The organism is Blautia sp. An81 (assembly GCF_002161285.1).
Classification (GTDB): domain Bacteria; phylum Bacillota; class Clostridia; order Lachnospirales; family Lachnospiraceae; genus Blautia; species Blautia ornithocaccae.
Genome location: NZ_NFHH01000006.1, coordinates 47742 through 73027 on the forward strand (window position 1 = coordinate 47742; position 25286 = coordinate 73027).

The 25286-nt window shown below is 43.5% G+C and carries 32 protein-coding genes; all 32 read right to left on the minus strand.

The window, feature by feature from the left end:
- Positions 1 to 138 precede the first annotated feature (138 nt).
- Complete coding sequence (locus B5G33_RS07100; RefSeq protein WP_087417228.1) at positions 139 to 1332, minus strand: pyridoxal phosphate-dependent aminotransferase; 1194 nt, start codon at positions 1330 to 1332, stop codon at positions 139 to 141.
- Positions 1333 to 1436: 104 nt separating this feature from the next.
- Positions 1437 to 2561, minus strand: a complete 1125-nt coding sequence (locus B5G33_RS07105) for an MGDG synthase family glycosyltransferase (RefSeq protein WP_087417172.1) — start codon at positions 2559 to 2561, stop codon at positions 1437 to 1439.
- A 3-nt stretch (positions 2562 to 2564) separates the two neighbouring features.
- Positions 2565 to 3155, minus strand: coding sequence for a glycerol-3-phosphate acyltransferase (locus tag B5G33_RS07110; protein ID WP_242974577.1), 591 nt, complete (start codon positions 3153 to 3155; stop codon positions 2565 to 2567).
- 38 nt (positions 3156 to 3193) lie between these two features.
- Positions 3194 to 3763: a CDP-alcohol phosphatidyltransferase family protein gene (locus B5G33_RS07115; RefSeq protein WP_087271944.1), complete on the minus strand. Its 570-nt coding sequence runs from the start codon at positions 3761 to 3763 to the stop codon at positions 3194 to 3196.
- A 75-nt stretch (positions 3764 to 3838) separates the two neighbouring features.
- Positions 3839 to 5041 carry a S41 family peptidase gene (locus B5G33_RS07120; RefSeq protein WP_087271773.1) on the minus strand — a complete coding sequence of 401 codons (1203 nt, stop codon included), beginning with the start codon at positions 5039 to 5041 and terminating at the stop codon, positions 3839 to 3841.
- A 97-nt stretch (positions 5042 to 5138) separates the two neighbouring features.
- A complete protein-coding gene (gene ftsX / locus B5G33_RS07125) occupies positions 5139 to 6050 on the minus strand; it encodes a permease-like cell division protein FtsX (protein ID WP_087271770.1) in 912 nt (303 codons plus the stop codon).
- On the minus strand, positions 6040 to 6726 hold the full coding sequence (gene ftsE, locus B5G33_RS07130; RefSeq protein WP_087271767.1) for a cell division ATP-binding protein FtsE: 687 nt from the start codon (positions 6724 to 6726) through the stop codon (positions 6040 to 6042). Before ftsE ends, ftsX begins: the two co-directional genes overlap by 11 nt.
- A gap of 38 nt (positions 6727 to 6764) precedes the next feature.
- A complete protein-coding gene (locus B5G33_RS07135) occupies positions 6765 to 7853 on the minus strand; it encodes a PucR family transcriptional regulator (protein WP_087271764.1) in 1089 nt (362 codons plus the stop codon).
- Positions 7854 to 7998: 145 nt separating this feature from the next.
- Complete coding sequence (locus B5G33_RS07140) at positions 7999 to 8688, minus strand: WecB/TagA/CpsF family glycosyltransferase (RefSeq protein ID WP_087271761.1); 690 nt, start codon at positions 8686 to 8688, stop codon at positions 7999 to 8001.
- Positions 8689 to 8700: 12 nt separating this feature from the next.
- Positions 8701 to 10467 (minus strand): cobaltochelatase CobT-related protein, encoded by a 1767-nt coding sequence (locus B5G33_RS07145; RefSeq protein WP_087417174.1) that lies wholly within the window; start codon positions 10465 to 10467, stop codon positions 8701 to 8703.
- Positions 10468 to 10475: 8 nt separating this feature from the next.
- Positions 10476 to 11399 carry an AAA family ATPase gene (locus B5G33_RS07150; protein WP_087417175.1) on the minus strand — a complete coding sequence of 308 codons (924 nt, stop codon included), beginning with the start codon at positions 11397 to 11399 and terminating at the stop codon, positions 10476 to 10478.
- 98 nt (positions 11400 to 11497) lie between these two features.
- Complete coding sequence (locus B5G33_RS07155; RefSeq protein ID WP_087271753.1) at positions 11498 to 13612, minus strand: glutamine synthetase III family protein; 2115 nt, start codon at positions 13610 to 13612, stop codon at positions 11498 to 11500.
- A 79-nt stretch (positions 13613 to 13691) separates the two neighbouring features.
- Positions 13692 to 14249, minus strand: a complete 558-nt coding sequence (locus tag B5G33_RS07160; RefSeq protein ID WP_087417176.1) for a manganese efflux pump MntP — start codon at positions 14247 to 14249, stop codon at positions 13692 to 13694.
- A gap of 59 nt (positions 14250 to 14308) precedes the next feature.
- Positions 14309 to 15292 carry a diacylglycerol/lipid kinase family protein gene (locus tag B5G33_RS07165; protein ID WP_087417177.1) on the minus strand — a complete coding sequence of 328 codons (984 nt, stop codon included), beginning with the start codon at positions 15290 to 15292 and terminating at the stop codon, positions 14309 to 14311.
- 167 nt (positions 15293 to 15459) lie between these two features.
- A complete protein-coding gene (rplQ, locus tag B5G33_RS07170) occupies positions 15460 to 15996 on the minus strand; it encodes a 50S ribosomal protein L17 (RefSeq protein WP_087271743.1) in 537 nt (178 codons plus the stop codon).
- Between the two features lie 87 nt (positions 15997 to 16083).
- The gene (locus B5G33_RS07175) at positions 16084 to 17043 is read right to left on the minus strand and encodes a DNA-directed RNA polymerase subunit alpha (protein ID WP_087271740.1); all 960 of its coding nucleotides are present in this window, start codon (positions 17041 to 17043) and stop codon (positions 16084 to 16086) included.
- Positions 17044 to 17077: 34 nt separating this feature from the next.
- Positions 17078 to 17671 carry a 30S ribosomal protein S4 gene (gene rpsD / locus B5G33_RS07180; RefSeq protein WP_087417178.1) on the minus strand — a complete coding sequence of 198 codons (594 nt, stop codon included), beginning with the start codon at positions 17669 to 17671 and terminating at the stop codon, positions 17078 to 17080.
- An 18-nt stretch (positions 17672 to 17689) separates the two neighbouring features.
- Positions 17690 to 18082 carry a 30S ribosomal protein S11 gene (rpsK, locus tag B5G33_RS07185; protein WP_087271734.1) on the minus strand — a complete coding sequence of 131 codons (393 nt, stop codon included), beginning with the start codon at positions 18080 to 18082 and terminating at the stop codon, positions 17690 to 17692.
- A 68-nt stretch (positions 18083 to 18150) separates the two neighbouring features.
- Positions 18151 to 18522 (minus strand): 30S ribosomal protein S13, encoded by a 372-nt coding sequence (gene rpsM / locus B5G33_RS07190; protein ID WP_087271731.1) that lies wholly within the window; start codon positions 18520 to 18522, stop codon positions 18151 to 18153.
- A 112-nt stretch (positions 18523 to 18634) separates the two neighbouring features.
- A complete protein-coding gene (locus B5G33_RS22215; protein WP_275532790.1) occupies positions 18635 to 18763 on the minus strand; it encodes a hypothetical protein in 129 nt (42 codons plus the stop codon).
- Between the two features lie 97 nt (positions 18764 to 18860).
- Positions 18861 to 18974: a 50S ribosomal protein L36 gene (gene rpmJ / locus B5G33_RS07195; RefSeq protein ID WP_003022746.1), complete on the minus strand. Its 114-nt coding sequence runs from the start codon at positions 18972 to 18974 to the stop codon at positions 18861 to 18863.
- 175 nt (positions 18975 to 19149) lie between these two features.
- The gene (gene infA / locus B5G33_RS07200; protein WP_087271728.1) at positions 19150 to 19368 is read right to left on the minus strand and encodes a translation initiation factor IF-1; all 219 of its coding nucleotides are present in this window, start codon (positions 19366 to 19368) and stop codon (positions 19150 to 19152) included.
- Positions 19369 to 19373: 5 nt separating this feature from the next.
- Positions 19374 to 19649, minus strand: a complete 276-nt coding sequence (locus B5G33_RS07205; protein ID WP_087271725.1) for a KOW domain-containing RNA-binding protein — start codon at positions 19647 to 19649, stop codon at positions 19374 to 19376.
- Positions 19650 to 19660: 11 nt separating this feature from the next.
- The gene (map, locus tag B5G33_RS07210; protein ID WP_087271723.1) at positions 19661 to 20416 is read right to left on the minus strand and encodes a type I methionyl aminopeptidase; all 756 of its coding nucleotides are present in this window, start codon (positions 20414 to 20416) and stop codon (positions 19661 to 19663) included.
- A 5-nt stretch (positions 20417 to 20421) separates the two neighbouring features.
- Complete coding sequence (locus tag B5G33_RS07215; protein WP_087271720.1) at positions 20422 to 21066, minus strand: adenylate kinase; 645 nt, start codon at positions 21064 to 21066, stop codon at positions 20422 to 20424.
- A gap of 232 nt (positions 21067 to 21298) precedes the next feature.
- Positions 21299 to 22615, minus strand: a complete 1317-nt coding sequence (secY, locus tag B5G33_RS07220; RefSeq protein ID WP_087271716.1) for a preprotein translocase subunit SecY — start codon at positions 22613 to 22615, stop codon at positions 21299 to 21301.
- Positions 22615 to 23055, minus strand: a complete 441-nt coding sequence (gene rplO / locus B5G33_RS07225) for a 50S ribosomal protein L15 (RefSeq protein WP_087271712.1) — start codon at positions 23053 to 23055, stop codon at positions 22615 to 22617. Before rplO ends, secY begins: the two co-directional genes overlap by 1 nt.
- Before the next feature lie 26 nt (positions 23056 to 23081).
- A complete protein-coding gene (gene rpmD, locus B5G33_RS07230) occupies positions 23082 to 23264 on the minus strand; it encodes a 50S ribosomal protein L30 (RefSeq protein WP_087271709.1) in 183 nt (60 codons plus the stop codon).
- A 13-nt stretch (positions 23265 to 23277) separates the two neighbouring features.
- Entirely contained in the window at positions 23278 to 23787 is a 510-nt protein-coding gene (rpsE, locus tag B5G33_RS07235; RefSeq protein ID WP_087271705.1) for a 30S ribosomal protein S5, read from the minus strand.
- A 19-nt stretch (positions 23788 to 23806) separates the two neighbouring features.
- Complete coding sequence (rplR, locus tag B5G33_RS07240; RefSeq protein WP_087271702.1) at positions 23807 to 24175, minus strand: 50S ribosomal protein L18; 369 nt, start codon at positions 24173 to 24175, stop codon at positions 23807 to 23809.
- Positions 24176 to 24192: 17 nt separating this feature from the next.
- The gene (gene rplF / locus B5G33_RS07245; RefSeq protein ID WP_087271699.1) at positions 24193 to 24732 is read right to left on the minus strand and encodes a 50S ribosomal protein L6; all 540 of its coding nucleotides are present in this window, start codon (positions 24730 to 24732) and stop codon (positions 24193 to 24195) included.
- Between the two features lie 73 nt (positions 24733 to 24805).
- Positions 24806 to 25207: a 30S ribosomal protein S8 gene (gene rpsH, locus B5G33_RS07250; protein ID WP_087271696.1), complete on the minus strand. Its 402-nt coding sequence runs from the start codon at positions 25205 to 25207 to the stop codon at positions 24806 to 24808.
- Between the last annotated feature and the right edge of the window lie 79 nt (positions 25208 to 25286).

The following is a 25286-nucleotide window of genomic DNA, read 5'->3' on the forward strand; positions in this document are numbered from 1 at the left end:
CATGGACTAACCCCTTATTTAATTATTTATACTCCCCTCGAAATGCTCTGCAGCTCCCCTGCAGGGCATTTCTCTTTTTCATTCTTCTTCATATAAGAAAACAGCCCGTGAAGGTCTCACGGACTGCTTTATCATCGATTATTTCTTCACTCCAAACTCTTCCGCCAGCTTGGCAAATCCCGGCATGGAATTAAGTATGGTCTCATAGGCCACACAGTAGGCAATCCGTACATATCCCGGGCAGGCAAAAGATGAACCTGGCACGATGAGTATATGGTGCTTCTTTGCCGCCTGGCAGAATACCTGCTCGTCTTCTACCGGAGACTTTACAAAAAGATAGAAAGCTCCCTCTGGCTTTATACAGGAAAATCCCAGCTCTTTCAATCCCTGATACAAAGCGTTCCGGTTCCTGTCATAGTAAGGAACATCGGCCTTTGCATCCAGGCATTTAGCCACTGCCCTCTGCATAAGAGAAGGAGCGTTTACAAATCCCAAAATCCTGGTGGCCACATTGGCAGCGCTTTGAAGATCGGAGGAATCAGCAGCTTCATCTGGTATTACCAGATAGCCGATGCGCTCTCCTGGAAGGGACAGGGATTTGCTGAAGGAATATCCCACAATCGTGTCCTTATAATATTTTGTAAGATAGGGAACCTCCACGCCATCATAGGCCAGCTCCCGGTAAGGTTCGTCAGAAATCAGATAAATATCTGTGCCAAATTCCTGCTCTTTTTTAGCCAGGATTTCAGCCATAGCTTTAATCGTTGCTTCTGAATATACCACTCCGGTAGGATTATTGGGAGAATTGACAATTACCGCTTTTGTCTTCTCGGTAATCTTTTCTTCCATTTCTGTCAGGTTGGGCTGGAAAGTCTCTGTATTGGGGCTTACCACTGTCACCTCTCCGTCATAATTTTCCACATAGGAATTGTATTCACCAAAATAGGGAGCAAACACAAGTACCTGGTCCCCTGGGTTCAGGATAGCTTTCAGGATTACATTTAAGCCTCCTGCTGCTCCCACCGTCATAACAATATTATTTTCATGGAAGGCTGTGCTGAACCGCTGGTTCAGAGATTCTGCAACTGCCTGCCGCACATCCTCATAACCGCTGTTGCTCATATAGCCGTGGAGCATTACCGGGTCCTCTTTTTCCAGCTCTTCTATAATGGCTTCTTTCACTTTTACAGGTGCAGGAACATTAGGGTTTCCAAGACTGAAATCATAAACATTCTCTGCACCGTATTTTTCCGCCATTTTCTTTCCTTCTTCAAACATAGCGCGAATAGCGGAACTGTTTTTCACAAAACTTTTCATCTTATCTGCTATCATTACCACTTCATCCTTTCCAGGTTCCTTACGCTCTGGCATGGCCTTTCACGCCCAATACGTCCGGGAATCCATTTTTTCTATTATAGTCTTTTTCCCCTTCCATATCAATGTTTTCCTGCAGACACACTTTTCTCCAGGAAGTCTACAATTTTAGCCGCGGCTTTTCCAGAGATACAGTTTCTCTGGGCCTCTACCATAGCCTGTACCCGTTCTGGAGATTCCAGCAGCCGGATTCCTTCCGCCACCTGTCTGTCTATAGTCCTGGGGGACAAAGACATCTTATGCTTCTCAAAGAACTTTCTATTGGCAGTCTCACAGCCAGGTATGGGGGCTGTATGGACAATGGGAATCCCAGATACTGCTGCCTCTGTAGAGGTCAGTCCTCCCGGCTTAGTATAGATAATATCGCAGGCTTTCATATATAGTTCCATCTGCCTGGTCTTCCCGATTATAAAGAAGTTTTTCTCCCCGCCATATTTCTTTTTCAGCTTCTGGAAAATCTTTTTATTGCTTCCGCAGATAATAGCTACGCAGTCTCTGCCTCCTACTTCTTTCCAAAGCCTTTCCGTAAGTTTCTCCAGGTCACCTGCTCCCATACTGCCGCCCATGAGCAGATATATTTTTTTCTCTGAAGGAAATCCCAGATACTCTCTGGCCTTCTTTTTATCTGCTTTCAGGCGGAACCGGCGGCTTACCGGGATTCCCAAAGGCAAAAGTTTCTCCCTGGGCATCCCTCTTTTGACGCATGTTTCCGTCAGTTCTTCGTGAGGAATGATATAATAATCACACTCCGTCTCTTCCCAGAAAGGAATACAGGTGTAGTCCGTCATAACCGCCAGGGTAAGGGGCAGCCTAATTCCCTTTCTTTTCATATAGGTCAGAGTCTCTGCCGGATAGAGATGGGGCATAAGAACTGCATCAAAATCCTCCTCTTCCAGATATGGCTGAAGATACTTTGCCATTCTGGAATTCACATAATATACGGGAGATTTTCTGGCAATCCGACTCACTGCCATGCCAATATTGTACACAGCCCCGAATACATGGGGCGTTTTCTTAACTGTATTTACATATACATCCTCTACTGCATTGGATACTTTCTGCCCTGCCAGGACCAGATAATCGAACATGATCCCCTGGTGTCCTCTGCTTTCCAGTTCTTCTTTCAGAGCCATTCCTGCGGCATCATGTCCCCCTCCTGTCTTGCAGGATAAGATCAATACTTTCATTTCCTAATTTCTCCTGAATATAAAACTTATTTTTCTGTCTTCTGTATGTCTCAATTCTTCTTTATGTTTATCCAGGACTACTGCAGAAATCAAAAATGTTCCTGCTGCAACAGACGGGTGTATTTTGCATAGAATGCTGCTTACCAGCCAACAGAGATAGGTCACTCCCGTCCTGAGGCTGTGAGGGTTGACAATGATCACCAATGAAAACAGCAGATACCAGAAAATCAGCAGCTCCAGACTGTCCAAAAAAGGATACAAACCTGCCAGAACGCCAAAAGTCACGGCAATTCCTTTTCCGCCCTTCTCTCTTCCTCCCTGGATAGGACATGCATGGCCTATCACTGGTCCGGCCATGATGAGAGCAAATCCCATCTGCTCCGTTCCCAGTTCTCCTGCCGCCAGATGGACAGGCAGAAATCCTTTCAGGATATCACAGATAAGGACCAGCATCCCCCATGCAGGGCCTGCATAAGTAAAGGCATTGGCTGTACCCGGATTTCCATCTTTGCTCAGTTCTCTTACATCCAGGCCGCAGAATATCTTTGGGATCCAGTATCCAAACATGATTCCTCCGGAAAGATATGCCAGCAAAAAATAAAATATATATCTTAGAATCATCATCTCACCTATTACTTTCTGTCCCAGGACCTGATCATCCTGTAAAATTCCGGTATATACAGAATAAGTGTAAGAGCCATGATCAAAATTTCCAGACTGATCAGACGGTCCGCCCAGACACCGGGGATTGCCGGCCAGCAGACTAACAGAAAAAGCAGGACAAAGAGAGAGCCTGTACATACCTTGCCGAACCATTTTGCCCCGTCCAGTTTTCTTCCGTGACGAAGATTTATGATTCCCATAACAGTCATAAAGCCTTCCTTCAGGAGCATCAGAAGAAACAGATAAATCATCTTTTCATATCGGAAGACCAGACAAAGGGCAACAGCCCCATGGGTCAGTTTATCTGCAACCGGGTCCAGAAACTTTCCAAACTCTGTGATCATGTGAAATCGTCTTGCCACCTGCCCGTCCAGGAAATCTGTAATATAAGACAGCAGGATTATGCCTGCTGCCAGATAATAATCTCCAGGTCTTTCTGCCCTCAGATAAATCCAGCAGAATACCGGTATCAGTAAAATGCGAAAGTACCCCATACAATTTGGTATGGAGTACAGTTCTTCCTTTTTTATCTTCTTCATAAGCATCATTCCAGTCCTTTCAGATAGTAGTAACTGTAGCACAGCCTTACTTCTCTGTCAAGAAAGGTTCCTGTTTCATCCAGCTTCGGAGCCTTTGACTACTTCTATAGCCTTCTGAAGCTGATTGTCTTCTTCATGGGAAATTGAAGTCTCCTGTTCAAGGCCTTCACTCAGTTCCACCTCTACATCCGGCTGGATTCCTGTTCCGTGGATACATTTTCCACTGGGTGTATAATATTTCGCTGTTGTAGTTTTAATAGCGCTGCCATCATTAAAAGGAATGAGACTCTGGACAATTCCCTTGCCAAAAGTAGTGGTTCCCACAATCGTTCCTTTACTGTAGTCCTGAATTGCTCCTGCAAAAATCTCAGAAGCACTGGCACTGTTGCCATTTACCAAAACTGCCAGAGGAATATCCAGCTCATTTTCTCCATCACAGGTATATTCCTCTCTTTCTCCATTCTTATCCTCTGTATACACGATCAGGCCCTCAGGAAGGATATCTTCCAGGATATCACATACAGATGTGAGCAGACCTCCCGGATTATTCCTTACATCTATGATCAGTCGTTCCATTCCCTGGTCTTTCAGTGCTTCAAAAGCTTCCATATACTGAGGTTCCGTCTGCTCGGTAAATTCATAAAGGGCAATATAGCCGATATTGTCCTCCAGCATTTCGGACTGTACTACAGGAATATTTACCTCTTCCAGATGCACATCGATCTCCAGGTATTCGCTCTCACCTTCTCTGGCAATGGTCAGATGGGCCACCTGGTCCTGAGAGCTTTTTACTTTGTCTACTACTTCCGACAATTCCATACCAGAAACAGACTCTCCATTAACCTCTACCAGCACATCCTCCGGCAAAAGTCCTGCTTTTTCTCCCGGTGCTCCCTCATAACAGCGGACCACCTTTACTTCTCCAGTGTTTACATCCTGCTGCATTACCACGCCGATTCCTTCATAGGAGCCTGTGGTTTCCGTAGTCAGCTCTTCATATTCCTCACTGGTATAATAAGCGGAATATGGGTCCCCAAGGCTTGCCATCATCCCTTTATACATATATTCTTCCATCTGCTCATCGTCTATATCCCCGGTATAGCTTTCCTTCACTGTCTCTTCGATATACTTTGCCTTCTGTACAAAGCTGTCTGTCACTGCTCCCTGGTTCCTCTCATTAGACTGAACTACGTCGTAAATCTTCAGTCCGCCGCCTCCGATGATCAGCGTGCAGACAATGCCAAGTATAAAGCCTTTTCTGAACCTGCCCTGTTCCATTTTCCGTCCTCCGATTTTTTTCTCTGATATAAATACTGGCAAGACCCACAATCCTGTGTGCCCTGCCAGCTTTGCTAACCTTGCTCTTTGGTTATGATCACACTCTGAGGTGCTTTCTTACTGAGAAAATACTTCCTATAAAACCGATGCCGATTCCAAGTCCCAGTCCGATGGGAACCAGATACTGGAAGACATCAGCTACAGGCAAGAACTGAAGAAAGCTTCCCAGATTCTGAAATCTTTCAATTACATAAGTAATGATTCTTTCGTATAAGAAGTATAGTATGCAGATAGGGATTGCAGCTCCAATAGCTCCCAGAAGGATTCCTTCTATTACGAAAGGAGATCTTACAAAGAAGTCTGTAGCCCCTATCAGTTTCATGATACCGATTTCTTCCTGTCGTACAGAAATACCCATGGTAATAGTGTTTCTGATCAGGAAGAAGGCCACTGCCAGAAGGATCACTACAATAGCAATAGACACATATCCGATCAGCCGGTTAAAGGTGGAAAGAACATCTGCTGCTGCTTCGGACTGTTCTACCTTTCTCACTCCATCCAGACTCTCTGCAAAAGAAACCAGCTCTTCCTGTCCCTCTACATTATCCAGATACACATCATATCTGGAGGAGTTTGCTAAGGGATTATCCTGCATAAAACCTTCTGCCAGTTCTGCATTATCCTCTCCAAGATATACCTTGCTGTAAGCTTCCCATGCCTCATCAGCAGATATATAGTCTATCTCTGCTACTTCTGGCCGGTCTTCCAGTTCTCTTCCGATATCATCAATCTGATCCTGGGTGATGCCCTCATCAAAATACACCAGTATGGCAATTCCTTCCTCAGCAGAATGGACAATATGATTGAAGTTCATGACCAATGCCAGAAACAGTCCAAAGAGGAAGATACAGGCTGCCATAGTGGAAATAGATGCCAGAGAGAACCGCAGGTTACGCCAGATATTTTTAAATCCCTGTTTAAATATGTATGCAATGGTACTAATTCGCATTCCGATATTCCCCTTCCTGTTCGTCGCTGACAATCACGCCTTTCTTCATGGTGATCACACGTTTTCTGAAAGCGTTGACGATTTCTCTGTTGTGAGTAACTACAAGGACAGTGGTGCCTCTTTCATTGATCTCCTCCAGAAGCTTCATGATCTCAAAGGAGTTTTTAGGATCCAGATTACCTGTAGGCTCGTCAGCCAGCAGAATACTCGGTCTGTTTACCAGAGCTCGGGCAAGAGCAACTCTCTGCTGCTCGCCTCCTGAGAGCTGGTCTGGTTTTGACTTGTATTTTTCAGCCAGACCTACCAGAGTCAGTACTTCAGGGACTCTTTTCCGGATAATACGGGTAGGGCGCTCAATAACCCTTTGGGCAAAGGCCACGTTTTCATAGACATTTCTGTCCTTCAGCAGACGGAAATCCTGGAACACAACACCGACTCCCCTGCGGTATTTGGCTACCTTTCTCCGTCTCAGCTTATTCAGCTGCTGGCCGTTTACTGTGATGGTTCCGCTAGTAGGATCCAATTCTTTTAAAAGAAGCTTGATCAGAGTGGATTTCCCTGAACCGCTGTTTCCCACTACGAACACAAATTCACCCTTCTCTACGTGAAGATTCATATGGTCAATGGCCGGCTGGCCCTTGCTGTATGACTTGCTCACGTCCACTAAATCAATCATAATAACCTCCTGTTTTCCTATTGAGAGAAAATCTCTCTTTAGTAATCAAGCGTTTCCATGTATTTCATATACTTCACTACCATCAGAGCGATCTTAAAAGTAATCGCATCTTCAAACACCCTCAGATCCAGGCCTGTGCTTTTCTGGAGCTTATCAAGCCTGTAGACCAGTGTGTTCCTGTGTATATATAGCTGCCTGGAGGTTTCTGAAACATTCAGGCTGTTCTCAAAGAACTTGTTAATGGTAGTCAGCGTCTCCTCGTCAAAGTCATCGGGAGATTTTCCGTCAAAGATTTCCCGTATGAACATTTTGCACAGAGGAATAGGGAGCTGATAGATCAGACGTCCGATTCCCAGGGAACTATAGGCAATAACTTCTCTCTCTCCAAAGAAAATCTTGCCCACGTCCAGAGCCATTCTGGCCTCCTTATAAGACCGTGAAACTTCCTTAAGTTCCTTTACAATGGTTCCATAAGCAATGTGGGTCTTTCCGTCTCGCTCTACTCCCAGGGTAGACAAAATGGTGTAGGCCGCTTTTTCAAGCTGTGCATAATCATCAGCGGGAGCCAGCTCCTTTACGATAATAATGCTCTTCTCGTCTACAGCAGTAACAAAGTCTCCTGATTTTCCTCCTAGAAGATTCTTAATATTTTCCAGGGAACCATAGTCTTTGTCCTGATTGGTCTCCAGAATATATACAACTCTGCGGGCATCAGATTCAATATGGAGCTTTTTGGCCCGGTTTTGGATATCCACCAGCAAAAGATTGTCAAGAAGAAGATTCTTTATAAAATTGTCTTTATTAAATCTCTCCTTGTAAGCAGTGAGCAGGCCCTGGATCTGGAACGTTACAAGTTTTCCCAGGGTATAGGCATCCTCTGCATCACCATCTAACACCAATATGTATTCCAGCTGATGATCATCATATATTTTAAAATACAGATTGTTCCTTACCACCTGGCTGTCTGCGGGAGAATTGGCAAAAGCCATAATCTCTTCTTCTCCGCATACGCTTTCAGGATAGGTAGTGGCCAATACCTTTCCTTCCATATCGGTTACACAAAAATCTGTTCTGGATATTTCTTTTAACCCATCCAGAGTATTTTGAAGTATCTGGTTTGAAATCATCTTGTCTCCCTCTTTCATCATATAGTTTTATTAATTTGTATCCCATAATATAAAAAACCCTACTATATATACTAATACATAATCCTGAAAAAATAAAGAGAAAATCTAAAATTATTACATATTTTTTTCATTTGTAATAATTTCTTCATATTTCCTTCTTTTCTTCTTTATAACTGGAAACCATCTTTTTAAAAATATTTTTTTCCATGATTTTTCCCAGCCAGGCCGGCTTCAGTCCCGGTCCCTTCCAGATTTCCTGGCAGTTTCCCAGGCTGAACCACACTCTCGTATTAACAATTTTTCGGTTTTTACTCACAAATTTCTCCAATTCATAAGTTCTGGAACAGCTTAGGACAGCCTGAGGACTGAGGGCATTAATCTCATTGATCACTCTGTCCACCTGGTCTGTCTCTCCTGTCAGCAGGCTGTCTCTTCCAGTAATAACAATTTCCGGATATTTTTCTTTCAGGTACCGGAACATTCCTTCCGCATCCTCCTGGTCTTCTCCCAGAATAAAGATACGATTCTTATATTGGGCAAGAAGCCAGAAGAGAGTACCAATAAACCCGTGCTGAGTAATCTCCTCTTCCATTTCACTGTCATGGAGTCCTGCTGCCCACAGTATCTCCGTATCATCAGGCACTGCTTTATCCAGCATTTCAATATAGGCCTTCAGCTCAGGATCTTTCTGAGCTTCCACAAAAAGCTTCATGGTAAGTGCCCCATAGGTGGACAGGGATTCCTCCTGATTCCAGTGGACATTAATACTCTCCATAATTTCTTCCACTGAACAAATGTCCAGAGAAATTCCCATAATTTCTACTTTTCCGTTCATATTTCAGCTCCGTCAAATATCTTTTTCCAGCTGTTTCATCAGATAGCGACCTACTACCGGTGAAAAGCCGGAAATATTCCGTATATAGGCAAAATCTTTTCCGAATATCTTCTTCTCTGCCGCCAGGTCCTTTTCTTCCCCGGCAAAAACTCCCAGAACACAGACTCCCTGATTCCGCAGTTTCCGCACCTCAAAGCCAGTGTCCTGGACTGCATATTTGCCTTGATAGGGCTGGGGATTTCTGGCATTTGGCCTGTTCAGGATTACGTCATAAGGTCTTCCGTCGCTTAAAATGATCAATATCTTGTGCTCCTCGTCTCTGGCTGTCAGCCCCTGACCTGCTGCCTTAATTGCAAGGCCGTCCCGGTTATTAGATGAAGTAATATATTCAAAAATGTTTCCGTTTTCTTTCCTGTCCGAATCATAGTCCCGGAACTGGTGCAGAATGGTATAGTCCCAGAAGGTGCAAAAACTCATTACCCGATGAGGGATCCCTACATTACTTAAAGACTCACTTAGAATATATGCCTGGATAGCCACCTGGCCCTGGCGGCTCCTCTGAGAACCGCTGGCGTCAATCAGAACATCTACCACAAAACTGGAACTTTCTGCATGGAGCTCTCTTTTAAAAACCTTCGCGTCCTCTGTCCTTCCTATCCTCCAGAGTCTGGAAGGGATCACGACCCCTCGGTCAGAAAGAGTTTCCTCTGCCTCATCCCGCATGACCAGTGTCTTCTTCAGCATGTCTGTCAGTATCTGGATATTATTTTTTACCAGACGATGATTATCATAATATTCATAAAGGTTTTTATCTTTCTGCTTTCTGGCATACTCATACTGATAATTTCTCAGTACCGGATCTTTCAGGATACCCCTGGTAAAATACAGGCTGCAGTCTCCGTGGATCCCTCTGCACAAAAGATAGTTCAGCCTTTTCTCCTCAGACTCTTTCAGAAAAGTTTTCCCATAGTTTCTTTCTACATAGGAGTATACCTTCTGAAGAGCTTTCTCATCGACTACCAGAACACGCTTTTTGTTTTCTACCTGTTCTGACTCCTCCTGGTCCTCTCCTGTCTCCATCTGATCCAGATTTGTCATATTCTCTGAGACCTTATCCAGATAAGTCTCCAGACTTCCGTTTAAAGCTTCTTCGTCCAGATAGTCCTGCCAGGAAAATTCCGCCAGTTCTTCCAGGGTCACTGCCAGGACCTTTTCCAGATTTCCGTGCTGCCGTTCAAAATAGGGATCTACTACTTCGTTATAAAGCTGGTCTGTGACTTTTATGATATCCATGGTGTTTTCCGCCTTATCCAGGCTTTCTGCCATATCCATCCATTTCCGCTGTCTGGCAGGGGCCGGCTCATGGCCCCTGAGGACCTCCCTGAACAGGGAAATCTTCAGTCTTCCTGCCCCGTTTTCCTGGAGGCGGTGAAAATCCTTCTCCAGAACATCTTCACAGGCCTTTTTTCTTATGGAAGCAACTCCCTCCCGCTCTTTAATAATCTTCCCTGAAACTGCAAATTCAATACAAAGCTGTGCAAGACTCATAAGGGGAGCCTCCATGGCATGAAGATAGATTTTCTTCACCAGGTACAGGGAATATGCTTCTCTGTCAAAATATTTCGCAAAGGCTCCCTGTTTAATGCCGTCATAAAGGGCAATATATTTTGAACGGGTAAATGTCTGAAGATCTGGTTTAAATTCCAGGCCATAATCCCCGCTTACTGTCCACATAAGATTCTTTATTCTGTTTTCCAGTTCCAGCTGAAATTCATCCATAATTTCCTCTATTCTTCAAATACATCCCCGGCTGTCCAGGAATCAGGTATCCTGGTCATCACTACATCCTGTACGATCTCTTTTTCAAAAATATCAAAGCATTTATTCACTACTCCCATTTTCACTGCAAGAGCCGGTTTCAATCCTTTTTCTACTGTCTTCAGCGCTCCGATAACCCCTCGCAGATCCAGGGCCTTGGTGGTGATCTCACTGTTATATGCTTTCAGCTGCAGGTCCATAAAAAGGCCGATCCACTGTTTCAGAGCATTTTCCCTGATCTTTGGAAATTTCCTTTTCAGGATAAATTCCAGCGTCTCTTCATCCTGGGCAGGCATGTCAATGACCAGGAAGCGGGAAACCAGAGCTTCGTTCAGCTCTTTCGTACCTGCATATCCATAATTCATGGTAGCAATAAACCGGGCAGCTTCGTGCATATCAATCCGGTCATATCCAGGCACATCAATACACCTTCTGTAGTCCAGTGCAGCATGGAGTACGGAAACCGCATCGTTCTTAGCCATATTGATCTCATCCAGGATGCCGAAGCCTCCATACTGGGCGCAGCGGTATATGCTGCCTTTTCGAAGCTGTACCCGGTTGTCCGCAAAAGTGTCTGTTCCGATCAGATCTCCGCTGTTTGTATTCACATGAAAAGAAACATTATAGACAGGCCGCCCAAAAATCCATGCCAGATTTTCTGCCAGGATATTTTTCCCTGTGGCCTTGGCTCCTGTGAGAAGAATATTCTCCCCCTGAAGCACTGCAGCAATTCCCATTTCCAATACTTCTTTTCCATAAAAAGGCATATCCGGCTGGGATACTCTGTTCTTTTCTTCCTCCTCTACAGGATAACGGCTCCTGAAGGCTTCTACCTCCTGGATCAGTTCTCTGTCTACCTGTTGCTCTCTTAAAAAATCTAATGTATGGTCCATCTTTTTCCTTTCTCCTGATTTTGCCCATAACAGAAACAAGGCTGCCGCATTGAACAGATATCTTGTTTCATGCAGCAGCCCCGGACTTTCTGAAGTTCCTATACTTCGAATAAAAGATCTCCGTAGGACGGCATTGGCCAGACTTCTTTGTCAACGATCATTTCCAGTTCATCAACTGGTTTTCTCAGGGCGTCCATGGCTGGGATCACCTGACGGCGATAGAAATATGCCTTATCTCTGCCGTCTGACATTCCATGGGCTTTTTCAGATACAGTCTTAAGGTTTTCCAGGGCGTCTCTGGTCTCTTTCAGAAGGCGGGATGTGGTCTGCAAAAGTTCAGTCTGCACATCTACATCCAGCACACCGGCAGAAACAATAGAGTTAATGGCGTCTGCCAGATTCTTCGTATATTTGATCACTGCCGGAATAATCTGTTTTCCAGCAATATCAATCATGGTCTTTGCCTCAATATTGATTGCCTTGGAATAAGTCTCGTATTTAATCTCCTGTCTGGACTCCAATTCTGCTTTTGTAAATACTCCGAACTTTTCGAAAAGCTCCACTGCTTTATCTGAAGTCATTACATCTACTGCCTCTACCATGCAGGTCAGGTTGGGAAGGCCTCTTCTTTCAGCTTCTTCCACCCACTCCTGAGAATATCCGTTTCCGTTGAATACGATCCTCTGGTGCTCCGTAAAGTTTTTCTTGATCAGATCATGAACAGCCAGGCTGAAGTCTTCTGCCTTTTCCAGCTCATCGCAGGCCTCTTTAAAGGCTTCTGCAACAATGGTATTCAGCACCACGTTTGCCGGAGCGATAGAATCTCTGGAACCCACCATACGGAACTCAAATTTATTTCCTGTAAAGGCAAATGGTGAGGTTCTGTTCCTGTCTGTAGTATCTCTCATAAACTCTGGAATGGATTTTACTCCGGTTTCCAGCTTTTCACTTTCAATACTGTGGTCTGCCATACCGGTTGTGATCAGCTGGTTCATTACATCTGTAAGCTGATCTCCCAAAAATACAGAAACGATGGCCGGCGGCGCCTCATTTGCCCCCAGACGATGATCATTTCCTACATCAGAAGCTGACTCTCTCAGAAGATCTGCATGTCTGTCAACAGCTTTGAGGACGCAGCTTAAAATAAGAAGGAACTGGATATTTTCATGAGGAGTATTTCCCGGATCTAAAAGATTGACTCCTGTGTCTGTGGTCAGAGACCAGTTATTATGCTTTCCTGAACCATTTACCCCTGCAAAAGGTTTCTCATGAAGAAGACACTTCATGCCATGCTGAGATGCTACTCGTTTCAATGTCTGCATAATGATCTGGTTGTGGTCTACCTCTACATTAGCTTCCGCATAGATCGGCGCCAGTTCATGCTGTGCAGGAGCCACTTCGTTATGCTGGGTCTTGGAAGTTACTCCCAGTTTCCAGAGTTCCTCATTTACATGTTTCATATATGCAGAAACTCTCTGGCGGATAGTTCCCAGATAGTGGTCATCCAGCTCCTGCCCTTTAGGAGGCATGGCTCCAAAAAGAGTCCTGCCTGTAAACACCAGGTCTTTTCTTCTGCTGAACATCTTCTCGCTGACCAGGAAATATTCCTGTTCTGCCCCAACAGAAGGAATCACCCTTTTCGCAGTGGTATCGCCAAAAAGCCGTACCAAGCGAAGGGCCTGAGTGCCTACTGCCTGCATGGAGCGGAGAAGAGGGGTCTTCTGGTCCAGAGCCTCCCCTGTGTAGGAGCAAAAGGCTGTAGGAATACAGAGAGTTGCTCCTGCCGCATCATGTCTTACAAAAGCCGGGGAAGTGCAGTCCCAGGCAGTATAGCCTCTGGCCTCGAAAGTAGCCCGCAGACCTCCGGATGGAAAAGAAGAAGCATCTGGCTCTCCCTTTATCAGTTCCTTTCCTGAAAAACTCATAAGGACCTTACCATTTGGCTGAGGTGCAGTGATAAAGGCGTCATGTTTCTCTGCTGTTACGCCAGTAAGAGGCTGAAACCAATGGGTATAGTGAGTAGCGCCTTTTTCAATGGCCCATTCTTTCATTTCATGGGCGATAACGTCTGCCATCTCCAGAGACAGCTCCTTGCCCTCCAGTATTGTCTGTTTTAATTCCTTATAGACTTTCTTCGGGAGACGCTGCTGCATCACGAAATCATTAAATACATCTTCTCCAAATATCTCGGTTACATTGGTATATTCGCCCATACTCCGGCTCCTTCCTCTTTTACAATTTTTTAAAACTGTTACTAAGATACCGCAAAAACCCTGAAAATGCAAGTGTTTTTTACAGTTTACATAAAGTTCCCGCTCCAAGGATCAACAGACAGATGCCGCTTATCCAGGAAATATCTTTCCGAAAAACATGTCGAAAATGATTTCCTGCTCTCCATCCGGCCTCCATCATAAGAATGCCTCCAAGAAAAACGCCGGGAATCAGGAGCCCCTCTTCAGCCTGTACCAGTCCTGTGCCGATGCCTGCCGCCAATCCGTCCAGGGAAAGAATAAGGGCCAGTAGAATTCCCTGGAAACAATCCAGTTCCTGAACCTCCTGTTCCTCCCCGCTTCTCCTGCCCTGTAAGAATTTCCATATTCTATATCCCCCCATTCCCAGAAGGACCAGCGCACCTGCAGCAATAGCAATGTTCCTGGGAAAAAAACCTTCCATAACCCTCCCAGTGCAGATTCCGCCAGCCAGAAGAAAACTCATCACAAGATTCATGACCAAAATCATTTTCATGGACATTTTCACATTCTGAGCGCCATATGAAAAACTGACCACAAAAGAATCTGTGGTCAGTGCAGCAATCAACAGGATTACATTAAGAAAAGCAGTCCAGTTCATAATACACCATCATTTATCAATTTCTATATCATATGACAGTGTTTCTTCAGAGGTTTCTTTTACTGTGGGGTTATTTCCTGTTCCTTCTGTTCTTCCTGCTCTTTCTCTTCTATATTCTCCGTCTCATTTGCATTGTTGATCAGCGGTACTTTGTCATTTACGGGCAGCATAATCTTCACTGCATGCTTCAGATTCCGGATTTCTACCCTGTCATGTTCCCCGCCGTACTCTCCGTCAAGAGTCCAGGGAATCTCCTCTTCCCCAATAACGGTCAGAGAAGAGGTTTTAAAGGCCTCAATCATCTTTGTATCATTTCCGCCTACCAAAGAGGCAATAATCTCGTTAAGCTCTAAAAGTGTTTTGGGCATTCGGATAAACATAACCTCAAATACTCCGTCATCCAGCATTACATCTGGACCTGTGAGTTTCTTAAATCCTCCCACTGAAGTGGAATTACTCACCATTCCGAAAATAAATTCCCCCTCCAGATTCACTTCTTCACTTATAACCTGGAGTTTATAAGACTTAATATTAAAAATCCTCTGAGTTCCTTCTAATATATATGCTGCATGGCCCAGGATATTTTTCAAATCCTGGTTTGTTTCATAAGAAACGTCCGTGAAAAGGCCAAAAGCTGCAATATATACAAAATAGTCCTGATTAAATTTCCCCACATCAAAAGCATGGGGTACTCCTTCCACAATATCTGTAGCTGCCTGGAGCATATTCTTGGAAATATGCAGACTATTGGCAAAATCATTAGTACTGCCCGCAGGAATATAGCCTACAGGCGTAGTGCAATCTACCCGCAGCATACCGGAAACGATCTCATCTAATGTGCCGTCTCCACCGCTGGCAACTACAATATCATATTCTCCCGCTTTTTTCCTTGCTATTTTAAATCCATCCATATAGGCCTGGGTAGGATGTACCGTAACTTCATATCCTCCTTTTACAAAAATATCCAGGATATCCATAAGACGAGTTTTGATACTTCCCTTTCCTGACCTGGGATTAAATATGAATAACATTTTTTTGCCCATAAATTTCCTCCAGTCACTATTAACCTTTTCCAGAAGTTTTGATTCTTAATTTTACTACTTTTACAATTATGAGACAAGGTAAAAAAAAGAAGTTATCTCCCGCTTTTAAGTGAGATAACTTCTTTTCCATATCTTTCCGCTCTTCTCGCTCAGAAAATTACAGAAGCTTATACCAGCTCTAATACAACTTCCATTGCGGCATCGCCTTTACGAGGACCGATTTTGATGATTCTTGTATAACCACCATTGCGGTCAGCGTATTTTGGAGCGATTTCTGTAAACATTTTCTCTACCATGTCTACATTCTTTGTGTTTTTCTTTTTGCCAGCTGCTGCAGCAGGAACTTCTGTTACAGGATAGAAGACTTTCAGCATCTGTCTTCTGGCATGTAATCTGGAAGGAGCATCTTTCTTGATCTCTTTCTGTACTTCGTCATATACGGTAACTTTCTTGCCGTCTACAACTTCTTTTACTCTCTTGCCTTCAGCATCTTTGCGGGCAACTTTTGCTGTAACTGTAACAGTCTCAAAGTTGTCTTTTTCGCGAACAGCCATAGCAATAAGGCCTTCAGCGATCTTGCGGACTTCTTTGGCTCTTGTCTCAGTTGTAACAATTTTTCCATGGTATAACAGATTTGTAACCTGATTTCTGAGTAATGCTTTTCTCTGATCAGATGTTCTGCCTAATTTTCTATACTTTGCCATTTTTGATTTCCTCCATTTGTGGAACAATACGCCATGCTTTCATCGGTCTTACTGACGTATTGCTTTATTTCCATAATGTTATATGGCTTACTCTTCGCTTGGATTTAACTGTAAGCCTAATTCTTTCAGCTTCGCCAGTACTTCTTCCAGAGACTTCCGGCCCAGATTACGAACCTTCATCATATCTTCCGGCGTACGGTTGCAAAGCTCTTCAACAGTATTGATGCCAGCACGTTTTAAGCAGTTATAGGAACGAACAGAAAGCTCCAGCTCATCAATGTTCATCTCCAGTACTTTTTCTTTCTCATTGTCTTCTTTCTCGATCATGACTTCTGCAGTCTTTGCGCTCTCAGAAAGATCGACGAAGAGGCTTAAATGCTCGCTGAGCACTTTCGCAGCAAGACTTACAGCCTCGTCTGCATCCAGTGTTCCGTTTGTATAGATATCCAGTGTCAGTTTATCAAAGTCAGTCACCTGACCTACACGGGTATTTTCTACGGACATATTGACACGCTCTACAGGAGTGTAGATCGCATCTACTGCGATCACGCCGATTGGCATGTCGTCTGTTTTTCCTTTATCAGCACTTACATATCCACGGCCTTTTGTAATTGTCAGCTCTGCATTAAATTTGCAGTCTGCTCCGCCGTTTAAGGTTGCAATCACCTGATCTGGATTCAGAATCTCAAGATCCTGGTCAACCTGGATATCAGCGCCGGTAACAACACCTTCGCCTTCAAACTCAATATAAGCAGTTTTCGGCTCATTGCTGTCGCTTAAGTTCTTAATTGCCAGATTCTTCAGGTTCATGACGATTTCCGTCACATCTTCCTTTACTCCCGGAATAGAACTGAATTCATGGAGAACCCCATCAATTTTCACCTGGCTTACGGCAGCTCCCGGCAAAGAAGAAAGCATGATCCTTCTTAAAGAATTTCCCAGTGTAATGCCATATCCTCTTTCCAGCGGCTCTACCACAAATTTCCCATATCTCTTATCATCAGACATCTCTGTGATTTGAATTTTGGGTTTATTAAAATCGAACATGCAAAGCCCTCCTTGCTACGTGCATAATCCTTAATTATTTGGAGTACAACTCGACGATTAACATTTCATTTACAGGTACGTCGATCTCTTCTCTTGTAGGAAGCGCCTTCACTTCACCTTTCAGAGCTTCCTGGTCAACATCCAGCCAAGCCGGAACAAGACGTCCGCCAGTTACTTCCAGAATATCTTTATATCTCTGAGAGCCTTTGCATTTCTCTTTGATTTCAATAACATCTCCAGCCTTTACCAGGTAAGAAGGAATGTTCACCTGTTTTCCGTTTACTAATACGTGTTTGTGGTCAACGATCTGTCTTGCTTCTTTTCTTGTTCTTGCTAATCCAAGACGGAAGATCACGTTGTCCAGACGTGTTTCCAGCATAACCATCAGGTTTTCACCTGTCTGTCCTGGTTTCTGGTCTGCTTTCTTATAGTAGTTGCGGAATGGTTTTTCCAGAACGCCATAGATGAATTTTGCTTTCTGTTTTTCTTTTAACTGAAGTCCGTACTCAGACACTTTTCTGTTTGATCTTTTTAACTGTCTGGTAGATTTTTTATCTATTCCTAAATATACCGGGTCCAGACCTAAGGACCTGCATCTTTTCAGAACTGGTACTCTATTTACTGCCATGATTATTTGACCTCCTAATTAGACTCTTCTGCGTTTTGGTGGACGGCAACCATTGTGTGGAACCGGTGTTACGTCTTTAATGCTTGTAACTTCGATGCCGCATGCTGCCAGTGCACGGATTGCTGCTTCTCTTCCTGAACCAGGTCCTTTTACAAAAACGTCAACAGTCTTCAGACCATGAACAATTGCTGCTTTTGCAGCTGTTTCTGCAGCCATCTGAGCTGCATATGGAGTAGATTTCCTTGAACCTTTAAATCCCAGACCACCGGCACTTGCCCAAGATAAAGCATTTCCCTCAGCATCTGTCAATGTAACGATTGTGTTATTGAAAGAAGACTGGATATGTGCCTGTCCGCGTTCAACGTTTTTCTTAACACGCTTTTTTGTCACTTTTTTTGTAACTTTAGCCATTTCTAAACTAACCTACTTTCTCTAATATTCAAACTCTTGGTAAATTTCTAAATCAAACAGTCCGCTTATTATTTCTTCTTGTTAGCAACTGTTCTCTTAGGACCTTTTCTTGTTCTTGCATTTGTCTTAGTCTTCTGTCCACGAACAGGAAGTCCTTTACGATGACGGATACCTCTGTAGCATCCAATCTCCTGAAGTCTCTTGATATTCAGAGCGATCTCTCTTCTCAGATCACCTTCTACCGGGATCTCTAACTCTTCAATCGCATCACGGATCTTTCCAACTTCTTCGTCAGTGATATCTCTGACACGAGTGTCAGGATTTACGCCTGCTTTTTCCAGGATACGGTCTGCACTTGCTCTTCCGATTCCGTAGATATATGTCAGACCGATCTCAATACGTTTTTCTCTTGGTAAGTCTACACCAGCTATACGAGCCATGTATTTTTTCCTCCATTTTCTGTTAATATTGTTCCTAATTGAGACACATAAAATTGACGGGGTTCTATGCGTCCAGCCGCTGAAAGGAAAGTTCTGCCTTCCTTTTATAATTTTACGCAGCCTTTCCGGTATTGGCGTATACCGGTATTAAGCAATATTCTTCCGCTGTCCTCTCGGTACAGACAGCCACAGGAGATGATACCTTGCGTATCATACTAATATTACTATATTTGATCAGCATGAACAACGCCTCCTGGCGGTTCATACTGCAGCCGCACTAAAATTAACACAAACAAATCGTCAGTAACTAATCTTTGTCATTATCCAGTCTTCAAAAATTAGCCCTGACGCTGTTTGTGTTTTGGGTTTTCACAGATAATTCTGATGCTTCCCTTTCTTTTGATAACCTTGCACTTTTCGCAAATTGGTTTTACAGATGATCTTACCTTCACTGTTCTTCCTCCTTTCTGAGCATAAAAGTACATTTGATATAATAACACCTCTATGACAAGAATGCAAGAACTTTTTTATGAAATTTTAATCTTTGCAGCTTTTCGGGCTAAAAGAAGAATTGAAAACACCCTGTGTGAAGCGGACTGAAACTGCTTCTTACAGGGTGTCTGCAATTTATTTATCTCTCCAGATGATCCTTCCCTTGCTCAGATCGTAAGGTGACATTTCAATGGTAACCTTGTCTCCCGGAAGGATACGGATGAAGTTCATCCTTAACTTTCCGCTGATATGAGCCAGGATCACATGTTTATTTTCCAGTTCTACTTTAAACATGGCGTTTGGCAATTTTTCAACTACCGTTCCTTCTACTTCAATAACATCTGCCTTTGACATAAAACTTAAACCTCCTGTTGATTTTTATAGTCTTTAATGGCTTTTTTTATCTGTTCATCTTTAAGTTCCTGTTCTGTTTCCAGGGCCTTTGCAAGAACCATGGGAATATGATAATTGATCTGAATGTGTTTCTGTTTCTTTTTCTTAGGCTGGCAGACACTGCGGTTCTTTCCGTCTGCAAGATATACATATTCCTGGTCAGCTTTTATCACCACATATAATCTGCCTTTATCATGTCCAGCCTTGGATACAGCCAGCATCCCCGTTTTAAAGTCTCTCATAGTTTCTCCTTCTATCTGGAAAGAGTGAGGATTTCCGGCTCGTCCTCTGTGATCAGAATGGTATTTTCATAATGGGCAGACAGAGAACCGTCCTGGGTTACCACTGTCCAGTCATCATCCAGCCATTCCACATCGGCTCTTCCCTGATTGATCATAGGTTCGATAGCCAAAGTCATACCGGGGATCAATCGAATTCCCCTTCTCTTCTGAGGAAAATTGGGAATCTGCGGATCTTCATGAAGATGGGTGCCGATACCGTGTCCTACCAGGTCCCGTACTACTCCATATCCGAATTGCCCAGCGTAATTGCCGATAGCAGCAGATATATCATGAAGATGGTTTCCTGCTTTGGCATATTTGATTCCTTCAAAGAAGCTCTCCCTTGTCACATTGATCAGCTGCTGAGCCTCCGGGGAAATTTTCCCCACAGCATGAGTTCTGGCTGCATCTGAATGATACCCTTTATAAATCAGTCCCGCATCCAGACTGACGATATCTCCCTCCTGAAGGATCCTGTTCTTTTTGGGAATACCATGGACCACTTCATCGTTTACCGACACACAGATAGAAGCCGGATAGCCATTGTAGTTTAAAAAATTGGGAGTACAGCCCAGGCTCCTGATAAGCTTTTCTCCGAACCTGTCAATATCCAGAGTACTGATTCCCGGTTTTACAAAATCGGCCAGTTCATCATGTACTTTTTCCAGAAGTCTGCCTGCCTCTCTCATAAGTTCAATCTCTCTGGCAGTTTTTATTGTTACTGACATGTTTATTACGCTCCTAATATATCCACGATAGCCTGGAACACGTCCTCCATGTCAACAGTACCGTCAACTTCTTTGAGCACTCCGGCTTTTCCGTAGTAATCGATAAGAGGCTGGGTCTGGTCATGATATACGCCAAGGCGCTTCTGAACAGTTTCCGGCTTATCATCATCTCTTAAAATCAGCTTCTCGCCGCATGCATCGCAGACATCCTCTGTCTTTGGAGGATTATACTTAATATGATAAGTAGCTCCGCAGCCTACACAGGCTCTTCTGCCTGACATACGGTTAATAATGTTCTCATCAGGAACTTCAACGTTGATAGCATAATCTACTTTCTGTCCCATCTTTGCAAGGGCTGCATCCAGGCTTTCTGCCTGGGGGATTGTTCTTGGAAATCCGTCCAGGATATATCCGTTTTTACAGTCTTCCTGGTTTACTCTGTCAATTACCAGATCCACCGTCAGCTCATCGGGAACCAGAAGTCCCTGATCCATATAAGTTTTTGCTTTCTTTCCTAATTCTGTCCCATTTTTGATGTTTGCCCGGAAAATATCTCCGGTAGAAATATGGGGAATTCCATATTTCTGGGCAATTTTCTTTGCCTGTGTGCCTTTTCCCGCACCAGGTGCGCCTAACATGATAATCTTCATACCTTTTCCCCTTTCTGCTACAATGTGGCGGATTTTGGCTGCAGTACGCTCCCAAAGCTCCGCTTTAGCCGGCGCCAGTCAGGCGCCCTGACATCATAATACACCAATTACAGATTTTTCGCCATATAATATTTTAGAGACAGCCACAGAAACTGAAGATTTTACAGTTACTGAAAATCTGCCATTCCTGCGACGGTCTCTTTCCTATAGGGTTTTATCTTTTCAAACCCTCTTATTCACTTAAAAAGCCTCTGTAGTTACGCACCAGCATACGTGATTCAATCTGTTTCAATGTTTCCAATACAACACCTACAACAATGATGAGAGATGTTCCGCCAAAGGAAACATTGGCACCGAAAACTCCGTTAAAGAAGAAAGGAATCACCGCTACGATAACAAGTCCCGCAGCACCTATGAAGATAATGTAACTCAGGATTTTCTCCAGATATTCCTGGGTTGGTTTTCCGGGACGGATACCCGGGACAAAGCCACCCTGCTTTTTCATATTGTCTGCTACTTCCATGGGATTGAAAGTAATAGACGTATAGAAATAAGCAAAAAAGATTACCAGTACAATATACAGTACCAGTCCCAGGGAATATATTGGCTGACTGGGGTTAAACCAGTTGCTGGAAGTCAAACCTCTCATAATCTGGCTTCCAATGCCTGTTCCATCTGTCTTACCCAGAAAACTTGCGATGATCACAGGGAAAGACATCAGCGAAGAGGCAAAGATAATGGGAATAACACCGGCAGTATTTACTTTCAACGGAATAGAGCTGGACTGTCCGCCCATAACTTTTCTTCCAACCATCTTCTTAGAATACTGTACCGGAATTCTGCGGATACCGCCGTTCAGGATCAATACCAGGACTACCACAAGAAGAATGATCGCTGCAATGATCAAAGCCGCTAAAGCGCCTCTGGCAATGGTTTTTCCCTGTACAAAGGTCTGAAACAGGCTAACCAGATCATTGGGGATCCTGGATACGATATTAATCATCAGGACAATAGATATACCATTACCCACACCGTTCTCAGTAATCCGCTCACCAATCCACATCAGCATACTGGAGCCTGCGGTCAGGCAAGCTACTACCACAATACCTTTTACCACTGTCATATCCGGAATCAGCCCTCTGTTTCCGAAGCCTACAGTCATAGCAACAGACTGGAAAAGAGCCAGACCTACCGTAACATAACGGGTAATTGCTGTAAGTTTCTTCCTTCCCTCTTCACCATCGCGATGCATTTCCTCTAACTGTGGAATTGCAATAGTCAAAAGCTGGATAATAATGGAAGAAGTAATGTACGGCGTGATATTTAATGCAAATATGGACATTTCGGTAAAGGAACCGCCAGTGAATGCATCAAAAAAATTGAATGCATCACTGGACTGGCTCTCAAACCATTCTTTAAAGTAATCGCTGTCTACTCCCGGAATGGGAAGCTGGGAACCTATACGGATGATCACCAGCATCAGCAGTACATAAAAAATTCGACGTCTTACATCCTTTATCTTAAAGGCATTTTTAAGAGTCTGCAGCATTAGATCACCTCTACTGTTCCACCTGCGGCTTCAATCTTTGCCTTAGCGCTTTCGCTTACAGCATTAACTTTTACATTCAGCTTCTTTGTTAACTCACCGTTGCCCAGAAGTTTTACACCGTCTCCTAATTTAGAGATAGCGCCGGAAGCCAGTAAAGCTGCTGGAGTAACCTCTGCTCCATCCTCAAATCTGTTTAAAATATCAACGTTTACTGCAATGATCTCCTTAGAGTTTCTGCATTTGAAGCCTCTCTTTGGAAGTCTTCTGTATAAAGGCATCTGACCGCCTTCGAAACCTGGTCTTTTAGCTCCGGAACGAGCCTTCTGTCCTTTATGGCCTTTACCTGCTGTCTTACCGTTTCCTGAACCATGGCCACGGCCTCTTCTGAAGTTATCGCTCTGTCTGGAGCCTTCTGCTGGTCTTAAATTTGATAAATCCATGTTGGCACCTCCTTTTTCTGCTGATCTTAGATTTCTTCTACTTTCACTAAGTGTCTAACCTGCTGGATCATTCCGCGCACTGCTGCGTTATCCGGCATTTCCACTGTTTTGTTCAGTTTTCTTAAACCTAAAGCTTCTACTGTTTTTTTATGTTTCGGAACAGCACCGATTGTAGATTTCACCAGAGTGATTTTTAATTTATCTGCCATTTTTCAATCCTCCTTATGCAAAAATCTCGTCTACAGATTTTCCACGAAGTTTTGCAACTTCTTCCGGAGTCTTTAACTGGCTTAAACCTGCGATGGTAGCCAGAACAACGTTCTGTTTGTTACGGGAACCCATACATTTTGTACGGATATTCTTAATACCTGCAAGTTCAATTACCGCACGAGCTGGACCTCCGGCAATAACACCAGTACCTTCAGGAGCTTTCTTCATCAGCATCTGAGCGCTTCCGAATTTTCCTACGAAGTCATGGGTAATACTTCCGTTTTCATCTCTTGCTACAGTAATCAATTTTTTCATAGCATCTTCTTTTCCTTTGCGGATCGCTTCAGGAATTTCAGCTGCTTTACCTAAACCAGCGCCAACATGTCCGTTGCCGTCACCAACAACAACTAAAGCTGAAAAACGGAAGTTACGACCACCTTTAACAACCTTTGTTACACGCTTGATTGATACTACTTTTTCTTCTAATTCAAGCTGACTAGCATCAATAATAGAACGTTTCATGTGTTCTTTTCCTCCCTTATTAGAATTCTAACCCAGCTTCTCTTGCTGCGTCTGCTAAAGCTTTGATTTTTCCGTGATATATAAAACCGCCTCTGTCAAAGACAACTTCTTTGATTCCAGCTTCGATTGCTCTCTTAGCAATAACTGTACCTAAATATGCTGCGGCGTCAACGTTATTGGTTTTTTCTAATTCAGCTTTTACATCTTTCTGAGTTGTAGAAGCAGAAACCAGAGTTTTTCCAACTGTATCGTCAATAATTTGAGCATACATATGATTATTGCTGCGGAATACTGCTAAACGAGGTGTAGCAGCGGTGCCGCTGAGATGATTACGTATTCTTCTATGCTTTTTTGCGCGAACTTTCGCTCTTGATACTTTACTAACCATTTTTACACTCTCCTTAATTATTTCTTACCAGTCTTACCAACTTTACGTCTGATAACTTCATCAGCATATTTAATACCTTTACCTTTGTAAGGTTCAGGTTTTCTCTTATCTCTGATTTCAGCAGCATACTGGCCGACTCTTTCTTTATCGATACCGGATACGATGATCTTATTTCCGTCTACCTTGGACTCCAGACCTTCTGGATCTTCCATTTCAACGGGATGAGAGTATCCTAAGTTCAGGACTAATTTCTTACCCTGTTTTGCTGCTCTGTAACCTACACCGTTTACTTCCAGAGTTTTTTCATATCCCTGGCTGACACCGATTACCATGTTCTGGATCAGGGTTCTTGTTAAACCGTGTAAAGATTTCATTTTCTTTAAATCATTTGGTCTTGTTACAACAACATGACCATCTTCAACTTTGATTGACATTTCAACAGGTAACGCTCTTTCAAGTGTTCCCTTAGGACCTTTTACAGTCACTACATTGTTCTCAGCTACTTTTACTTCTACTCCAGCTGGAACAGCTACAGGCAGTCTTCCAATACGTGACATACCAATTTCCTCCTTACTTAGATTTTCGGAAGGGCCTATTATGGTTCCCTTCTGTTTTCAGTATCTCGATAAATTACCAAACAAATGCCAGAACTTCGCCGCCTACGTGGAGCTTTCTAGCTTCTTTGTCTGTGATCACACCCTGGTTGGTGGAAAGGATGGCAATTCCCAGTCCTCCTAATACTCTTGGAATTTCCTGGCTGCCGGCGTAGATACGCAGACCTGGTTTAGAAATTCTCTTCAGACCTGTGATGATCTTTTCGTTTTTATCTGCACCGTATTTTAAAGTGATACGGATTGTTTTAAAGTTTCCTTCTTCCAGAACGTCATATTTTGCGATATAACCTTCTTTTAAAAGAATATCTGCGATAGCAAGTTTCATCTTAGATGATGGAACATCTACTGTGTCATGTTTTGCAGTGTTCGCGTTACGGATTCTTGTAAGCATATCTGCGATTGGATCGCTCATTGTCATGATAGTTTCCTCCTAATTTAGACTTTTCATGTTAATTACTATACTGTCAGATGGCTTGCATCTGTATAGGGGTGTTGGC